Consider the following 7,659-nt stretch of genomic DNA (forward strand, 5'->3'; position numbering starts at 1 on the left):
ATGGAATCCGACAATTCCGAGGATACCCTACCTATTTTTTATTGAAAAGACCTTTACACAAAATATTTTACGTCATCTCGATTTTATAAAACAAAAAAGACAATCACATCTTCATGTATTAATTGCCTTATTCTTATTAGTAACTAGAATCTCTTTCATTAAAAAAGTCACTTCTGAAAAATCAATTGCTTCACTAACTTCTGGAAAAAAAGTAACATAAACTCTTCGAAAAACGTTCCAAATCATTGTTTAAATAACCGATTATGAGCAGGCAAAAAAATTCTTCCTTACATCTAAAGAATATATGTTCACATTTAAATTTAACTCTTACCCGATAATATGTATAGAAGATTTTGTTAATTTTGAACAATTATTTTTCAATTATGTGTAAACACGTTATGATAAAAAGAAAGCAACGTTGGGGAGTTGGAAACGAAGTGGATAACGAAAACAAAAATAAAGAACTAACCGATGAAGAATTGCAAGAGCTTGTTTTACAAGCGCAACAAGAAGCACTCCAAGAAGAAAAAATAAAAGAGCAAAAACCACGAAGGCCGTTTCCAAAATGGATCTACTGGATCATTGCCATAAGTATGGTCTTAAATGCACTCGCCTTCTTACCTGAAAAATTTTCCTTGCCAGCCGTCAAATTTCTCATCACATCTACGAAATTGTCAAAACAAGCAGACGTTCAAACGTATAAAAAAGCAGTCGTCGTCATCGCAGCAGACGATTCACGCGGGACAGGCTTTTCCATCTCTCCTGATGGCACGATCATCACGAACTATCACGTCATTGAAAATAGTAGTGACAGAGTGACGATCGCTTTTCCCGACGAAGGTCCTTTTTCCGCTGAGGTCGTGCATACGTATCCAACGATAGACCTAGCAATATTAAAAACAAACGAAAATAAAAAACCCCTTCCGCACCTTACGCTCGCAAATGAATGGGCGCTTGAATCAAACGATCATGTAACATTTATCGGAAATCCGTTACGTTTTCAAGGAATTGTAAACGAAGGAACGATTTTAGACAAAATAAAATTACGTTCTTGGGATGAAGAGGTCATCATGATAAAAGCACCGGTTTATCGAGGCAATAGCGGAAGTCCAGTGCTAAATGAAGACGGACAAGTCATCGGTGTCATTTTTGCAACACTCAAACATGATAAACATGGAAAAGTAGGGCTATTTGTACCGATAGATGTGTATCATCAATATCAAAATGATCACTTGAACTTGAATGAAACGAGACTCGAGCATCTACGCTCTCATATTTTTGTTCATTTTTCGCCTTAATCTTTCATCTGTTAAAAGGAGGGCAAGAACTCGCCTCAAATTCTGCTTCGAGTTTAGGTACATAAGTTGGCAATTATTCCTACAAGTGCCAATCGTTCCATGTTTCAAGAAATATAGTGGAGTGAGCTTTCCTGATTGGAACATGGCTAGGTGTAACGGACACATAACAGGTACGTTCGCTTAAACCTCTCTTTAAACGAGCCATTACAATCTTTTTAGCATCTCAGGTAAATATGTAAGGAAAGAAGAATGAAGAGGAAATCGAAATAAAAATCGCATTAATGACAGTTTAAATAAAGGTCGTCCTGGGGTTTCTTTCTTTCACATACTCAAAGATAAGTTTCCGAACATGACGTTCGTTAACCTCGGAAAACTAGGCAAGTTTATACACTCGTCTAATATAAACAAAGGTACATATTGTTCTTTGGATCGGCGTGAATGATGTTTATTCAAAATTGTTGAGTATTCAAGCACAGCCAGTAGCGAAAGATCATAATGAGTTTAAAAACTAATTACGAAAAGGTGAAGCGATAGTTCTTGATTCATCAAAAAAGTCGTAACCGTTACTCCCGCTATCGTTGGTGAACATCCAGATCATGCTCCTAATTATGAAATCAAAGAATTGGATGTACTTATCCAATCTATTAAACGTAAACATGAAAATGTCAGTTTTTTAGATATCCAGTCTGTTTTTTAAGACATCTTGCAAAAGTAACTACTTCAGATATTATATCAGTACAAAAGTAAATAGAGTGATGACCGATGTTCTCTTTTATAAGAAGCCTGCAAAAATTGATAAGCGATCAAGAAAACATTGGCTTCATCTTACACTAGATGAGATCCACCTAAACAGTGCAGGTGCACAAATTGTAGCAGAGCAGAAATTTGTGCAGATGAAATCGAGCGTTTGACAGCCAAAAATCAAAATAAGACCATTCAGTAACGATTTAGCGGTAACCACTTTTATGAATGTTTAATGCAGCAATGTGAACTCTCTGTCCTTTCATCTACCTACCATCCAAAAGAAATCAGGTGAGAAAATCTCGTCTCACCTGATCATGTAAGCCTCTATTATTCGATTGCACGTTTTCTTCTGAAGATGACGATAGCTACAGCCATGATGGTCAGCAACGCTCCAATAAACACGAACGTGTACATGTTCGTTGCAGTTTTCGGTAAGTTTTTTCCATCGCTTTCCTTGCTTTCAAATTTTACTTTCCCTTCATTGACACGTTTTCCTTCGTCTTCATCTTCACCTTTTTCATCATCTTCACTTTTATCCTTTTCATCGCCTTTACCATTATCTTTATCATCGACTTGACCAGTGTCACCATCATCGTCATCGTCATCGACAATCGGATCTGTAACCTCATCCAATGAACGTTCTTTTAAATGTCCCCAGATAACTTCACTCGCATTCATATGCTGACTAGTAAGTCCAATCCTTTCAGGTGGCAAATATTGCGGTCCGCCTGGCCACGTATGACCACCACCTTCAACTAAATAGTAAATAACTTCAGTATTATCTTTTCCACCACGATAGACAGTTCGGCGGATTTTTGTCGGATCATTTTCTGCTATTTGTGGAAGATAAGATACTTGTGGCTCAGTTGTAATCCTATTTGTATTCAACCAATATTTAATTGTCTCTTCGTTCGAAAGAAAAATGGCTGGTCTTGCTTTATAAATCGGGTCATCTTCCCCCATAACCATAACGACGGTTTTTGGTCTCTCTGCCGTTATGGAAGCTGTGTCTGTCGTCATTTGTCCTGTTACAAGACCTATGCCCGCAATACGATCAGGCAACATGACAGCTAGATGACTGGAAAATAATGCTCCACTAGACATTCCAGTTGCATACACTCGGTTTGTATCAATATTATAATTGTCTTCTAAATAATTAAGAATAGCATCTGTAAATGCAACATCATCAACTCTGTCGTGAATAATCTTCCAGCTTTTATCAATGCTAGAATCAGGGTCAAAGCTTGAATCATCCTCCGGGCTAAGAACCTCACCATCTTTCATGATTGAACTGTCTGGGAATACTGCAATAAACCCTTCTCTTTCTGCAACTTCATCAAATCTACTTAAATACATTTGACCTGCTCCAGAACTGCCTGCACCATGAAATGACAGCAAAAGAGGTACTGATTTATTTTCTTGATATGAACTTGGTACATAATAATCGAAAGTACGCTTGAGTCCATCAACTTCTAACTCCACTTTTTTAAGTCCTGTCGAAGGTTCTTCCACTTTTAATGAATAATTTTTAAAGTGCTCCCAAATAACTTCACTTGCATTCATTTGTGTACTTGAAAGTCCAATTATTTCAGCAGGTGCATACTGGGGTCCGCCCGGCCACGTATGACCACCACCTTCAACTCGATACAGAATAAGCTCGGAACCAATTTTACCGTTACCATATATTTCTTTATGAATAACCGTCGGATCATTTTCATCTACTTTTGGCAACGTTTCTCTCACCGCGATATCATCTGTCCCGTTATGATGCTTCCAATACATGACAGTTCCTGGAACGGCTGTATGATACGGTATAATTGGATCATTCTCACCCATGATCATAATAACAGGGATCGGGCGCTTCGGTATTTTTAATCCGAACTCCTCGCTTGGTAAACCACCTGTAACACTTGCAACAGCTGCTAAGCGATCCGACAATTCTATTGCAAGACGCTGTGAAAACATCGCACCGTTTGACATACCAGTCGCATAAATGCGATTTTCGTCAATATTATAATTATTTATAAAAATATCGATTAATTCTGACACAAAACCGACGTCATCAATGCCTTGTTCATTTTGATAAGAATCGACTCTTCCATCGTTCCATTGAGTTTCTGCACCTGGCAAACTTGGCAACGTTATAGATGAGTCTTCTCCCGCTTCTAAAGTTGTCGCATTTGGAAAAACAGCAATAAATCCTTCTTTTTCCGCAATATTTACAAAGTTAGTTAAACTTCGCTGTCCTTCAGCATCACTCCCCAAACCATGAAATGAGAATAAGAGTTCAGTAGGTTTTGAACCATCGTAATTGCTTGGTAAATAATATTCATATGTACGTTCCATCCCGTCAAATTGAATCGACTCTTTAATCAAGTCACCTTCCGCAGCTTGTACAGAAAGTCCAATAAATGAAATCATTATCAAAAAGAAAGCGCTTACAAAAAATGTTCTTTTAAATTCTTTCACTAGTATCCCCCTCCTTTTTATTGAAAACTTCACTCTCGATAAGATTACATTATTATATTATAATGGTCAAATGATTTTAAATAATCTGTCATTAATGTTGACAAAAATAGATTTTCATAAATAATGCTTTCATTCATATCGTCCACTTATAAAAAAATCAGGTGTAGAACTTCACCTGATTTCACATAATTGATAAATATACTCTTCCTTGTGAACTGCTCCCACCACTTACCACCCTTACGGATCGCTTGAAATGGAGGTTTATAAAGACAAGGGTTTGCGATTAAAGAGGAAAACTTATCTTCACCTTCTCACACAAAAATTTACAGTGAACTCTATCGGGACAATAGTAGTGTACGAGAAGCATTAACCCTATTCCCCAAATTACAGACCAACAGATTATTTCCGATGCGACACTTTCATCTGTTTAATTTCAGCAACATGCTTTTCTTTACTTACAGCAATCCATTCTTCAATAGCTGAAGGAGCATTTTTAAGTAATGCCGGATATTTTCGATTCAGGTACGCTTTAATCGCATTAATTTCTATTTCAGTTGGAATGACAGGAGCAATCGGAATAGGCAACGGATCCGTTATTTCATCTAATTGTGACAGAGTATACGCTCGCTTCACTGCAAATTCTTCTGAATCTGATACAGCACGAGCATCATAAATGCCATGCTTATCAAACGTAACACGTTCAAACACGATGCGAATGATGGTAAAAGGTCTTCGATTCTTTGTTTCATACGTCATCTCCATCATGATGACCGTTTGACTAGCCAACTCACGCCTCGGGAACTTTCCACCTTTAATTTGATAAAACGGAATCTCATATACAGCTTCATCTGTGACACATATATACTTCACCCGCATGGTTGCACTATCACTCTTTTCAAACAATGATGTCTTCATAGTCACAAACAAATCACTCCTGGCTAGCGATGTAAAAGCTGAAGATCCTTTACTAAATTTATCGACAAAAATTCCCATTATTTAAGTATCACTTACCCATTTCCTTTATTAACTAAATTGGTTGCGTATTGTCTTTTTTAGCTTAGAAAAACGTTAAAGTACATATATTTTGGAAGTACGAATGATAAGGATTTTGTTCAGGTAGCGAGTTATACATATAAAACTTTTCAGAAGAAAGTTAGCAACGGCCCGTGATAGGAGAGCCAAATGCAAAATGGTTTATCTGACCCGCTGCACATACTAGAAACATATCATTACCATTATGTGATCGGATACACCCAATTACAAAAGAAAAAAATTTCACGCGGGGATAGATATCGCACCTGTATATATCGTATACTAGCTGTTACAGTGAAAGAGGGAACGGCTGTTTCGTTATTTTAGATCATGGAAGAGGAGTTGAAACTAGATACGCACATCTTTCATCGATAACGGTAACTCATGGCGAAAGCATAAATGTTGGACAAGTGATCGGCAGGATCGGTTCAACAGGAAGTAGTACAAATGATCATTTTCATTTTGAAGTGAGGAATAGTAGTAGTCCGTACAATCTTTTGAGTTTTTTCGAGTAACTGCTAAAAGATGAGGGGTGAACTGCTCCCACCACTTACTACCCTTACGGGTCGCTTGAAGAGGGGGCTTCTCGGGTCATCCCATCTAACGACAGGAAACCCTCTTGTTCCAAAAGTTATGTTCTTTATGCTAATAAGCGAGCATCCTTCATTTTTGATATTGATTGCTGAATTGTGAACCGCAAGAACACTTATACACACGTTCTGACAACGGCATTTCTTTTTCTATTCCTTGAGGATGGGAGACTTCCTTCGGAAATTAAGTTAAACAGTCTTGCATCCTATAAACATCACTAATCTAATCATAAAATGACATGTCCTAATCTACAACTAACAGAAATTAATATGTAATCAAACGTTTGTTTAACTTTCTATCGTAAAGAAAAAAGACATCGAGAAGGGTCTCCTACTCATGAATTATCATTAATTCACTCTACAAGTCATCGAAATTCCAATTGTCATAATCATCATTATAATCCGAGAGATCGTCCCCACCGTCATCCCAAAGCCAATCATCATCATATTCCGAATAATCATAATACCAATCGTCGTTTGCATATTCGCCACCATCAATATAGCCATCCCCATAATTCCACAAATCATCAAAGAAGAATCCACCATTCGCATTATAAAATTGTTCCAAAATCTCTTCTTCCGACATCGGGTTTGCAATCCAAAAGTCGATCAACTCCGCAACTATATAAATCGGGATGCTAAAGCCAATCGAATGACCTTCAAGACTCGCAGCTGAATGAATCGCAATTACTTTTTCGGCATTTTTTGCAATTAGCGGACCACCACTACTACCTGGAGAAACTAGTGCCGACATTTGATACACATTTTCGATAGATAGATTAAAGACCGTATTCCAGTTGAACCATTTGATAAAAATGCCCTCACCCCAAAAGAAGTAACTGAAATCTAAAAGGAAAACCTACGTTTAAAACAGGAGCTCGGAACCTTAAAAAAAGCTATAGCCATATTCACCAAAAAGAGCATTATCCAATCCAAACGATGTGTAATGTACTTGATGAGCCAAGAAGTACATACTATCAGTCTTTGAAAGAAGAAGTAAACCATGTTCGTTATCTTGATTTTCAATCTGCTAATTTAGCGATATTTCATTATATTGAAAGTTGGTACAACCGCAAAAGAATCCAGAGCAACATTGATTATAAAACACCACAGGAAGTCGAAGATTTATACACTATTGCATTGTGACAAATTTGAATATACATTCATCCATCACTGCACGGCTTTACATGGAGAGGCGGGCATGTTAGCCTTTTTTGGCAAGCCACCTATGTTTTGGCTAGCTCCATGACTTAGAAATCTTGCCCGCAGAGGTTCTATATTAAGTTTTAGTGGCTTCATTGAAATATCATTTCAGTCCATTTTTATTGAAAGTTGCGGACATCATAACAGTGACCGCATCATATTTGATAAAGTCCATATAATTGTGTAAAAGAAAAGGGCCATATGATTGCCTTTACGGTACAATGTTTTTAACCAGAAAACTTTACCAGGAGGCAGATCATATGACCCACCTACATTTTACATTGGAAACAAAAGAAATACAAAATTTAATTGAAAAATCCGTC

8 protein-coding genes and 1 pseudogene are annotated in these 7,659 nt (G+C 37.3%); 5 read left to right on the forward strand and 4 right to left on the reverse strand.

The window, feature by feature from the left end; translation table 11 throughout:
* Together ABU914_RS15010 and ABU914_RS15015 are read left to right on the forward strand one after the other, a co-directional pair.
* A partial coding sequence (locus tag ABU914_RS15010; protein ID WP_379670506.1) for a hypothetical protein occupies nt 1-220 on the forward strand: 220 nt, incomplete at its 5' end.
* Between the two features lie 217 nt (nt 221-437).
* Nucleotides 438-1,298: a S1C family serine protease gene (locus tag ABU914_RS15015; RefSeq protein ID WP_379670507.1), complete on the forward strand. Its 861-nt coding sequence runs from the start codon at nt 438-440 to the stop codon at nt 1,296-1,298.
* A gap of 1,071 nt (nt 1,299-2,369) precedes the next feature.
* Here the strand turns inward: ABU914_RS15015 and ABU914_RS15020 are convergent.
* Together ABU914_RS15020 and ABU914_RS15025 are read right to left on the reverse strand one after the other, a co-directional pair.
* Nucleotides 2,370-4,511 (reverse strand): LPXTG cell wall anchor domain-containing protein, encoded by a 2,142-nt coding sequence (locus ABU914_RS15020; RefSeq protein ID WP_379670508.1) that lies wholly within the window; start codon nt 4,509-4,511, stop codon nt 2,370-2,372.
* A 399-nt stretch (nt 4,512-4,910) separates the two neighbouring features.
* Nucleotides 4,911-5,432, reverse strand: a complete 522-nt coding sequence (locus tag ABU914_RS15025) for a hypothetical protein (protein ID WP_379670509.1) — start codon at nt 5,430-5,432, stop codon at nt 4,911-4,913.
* A 261-nt stretch (nt 5,433-5,693) separates the two neighbouring features.
* Here ABU914_RS15025 and ABU914_RS15030 point away from each other — a divergent pair, with 261 nt between their 5' ends.
* Complete coding sequence (locus ABU914_RS15030; RefSeq protein ID WP_379670510.1) at nt 5,694-5,870, forward strand: hypothetical protein; 177 nt, start codon at nt 5,694-5,696, stop codon at nt 5,868-5,870.
* The gene (locus tag ABU914_RS15035) at nt 5,864-6,058 is read left to right on the forward strand and encodes a M23 family metallopeptidase (protein ID WP_379670513.1); all 195 of its coding nucleotides are present in this window, start codon (nt 5,864-5,866) and stop codon (nt 6,056-6,058) included. Before ABU914_RS15030 ends, ABU914_RS15035 begins: the two co-directional genes overlap by 7 nt.
* Nucleotides 6,059-6,184: 126 nt before the next feature.
* Here ABU914_RS15035 and ABU914_RS15040 read toward each other — a convergent pair.
* Both ABU914_RS15040 and ABU914_RS15045 read right to left on the reverse strand, forming a co-directional pair.
* A pseudogene (locus ABU914_RS15040) lies at nt 6,185-6,290 on the reverse strand (RNA-guided endonuclease InsQ/TnpB family protein); the annotation flags it as partial.
* A 201-nt stretch (nt 6,291-6,491) separates the two neighbouring features.
* The gene (locus ABU914_RS15045) at nt 6,492-6,887 is read right to left on the reverse strand and encodes a hypothetical protein (RefSeq protein WP_379670511.1); all 396 of its coding nucleotides are present in this window, start codon (nt 6,885-6,887) and stop codon (nt 6,492-6,494) included.
* A gap of 230 nt (nt 6,888-7,117) precedes the next feature.
* Here ABU914_RS15045 and ABU914_RS15050 point away from each other — a divergent pair, with 230 nt between their 5' ends.
* Complete coding sequence (locus tag ABU914_RS15050; RefSeq protein WP_379670512.1) at nt 7,118-7,279, forward strand: IS3 family transposase; 162 nt, start codon at nt 7,118-7,120, stop codon at nt 7,277-7,279.
* The last annotated feature ends 380 nt before the right edge of the window (nt 7,280-7,659 follow it).

Origin of the sequence: Pueribacillus sp. YX66, from assembly GCF_041725775.1 — a bacterium.
In the GTDB taxonomy this organism is placed as follows: domain Bacteria; phylum Bacillota; class Bacilli; order Bacillales; family UBA6769; genus Pueribacillus.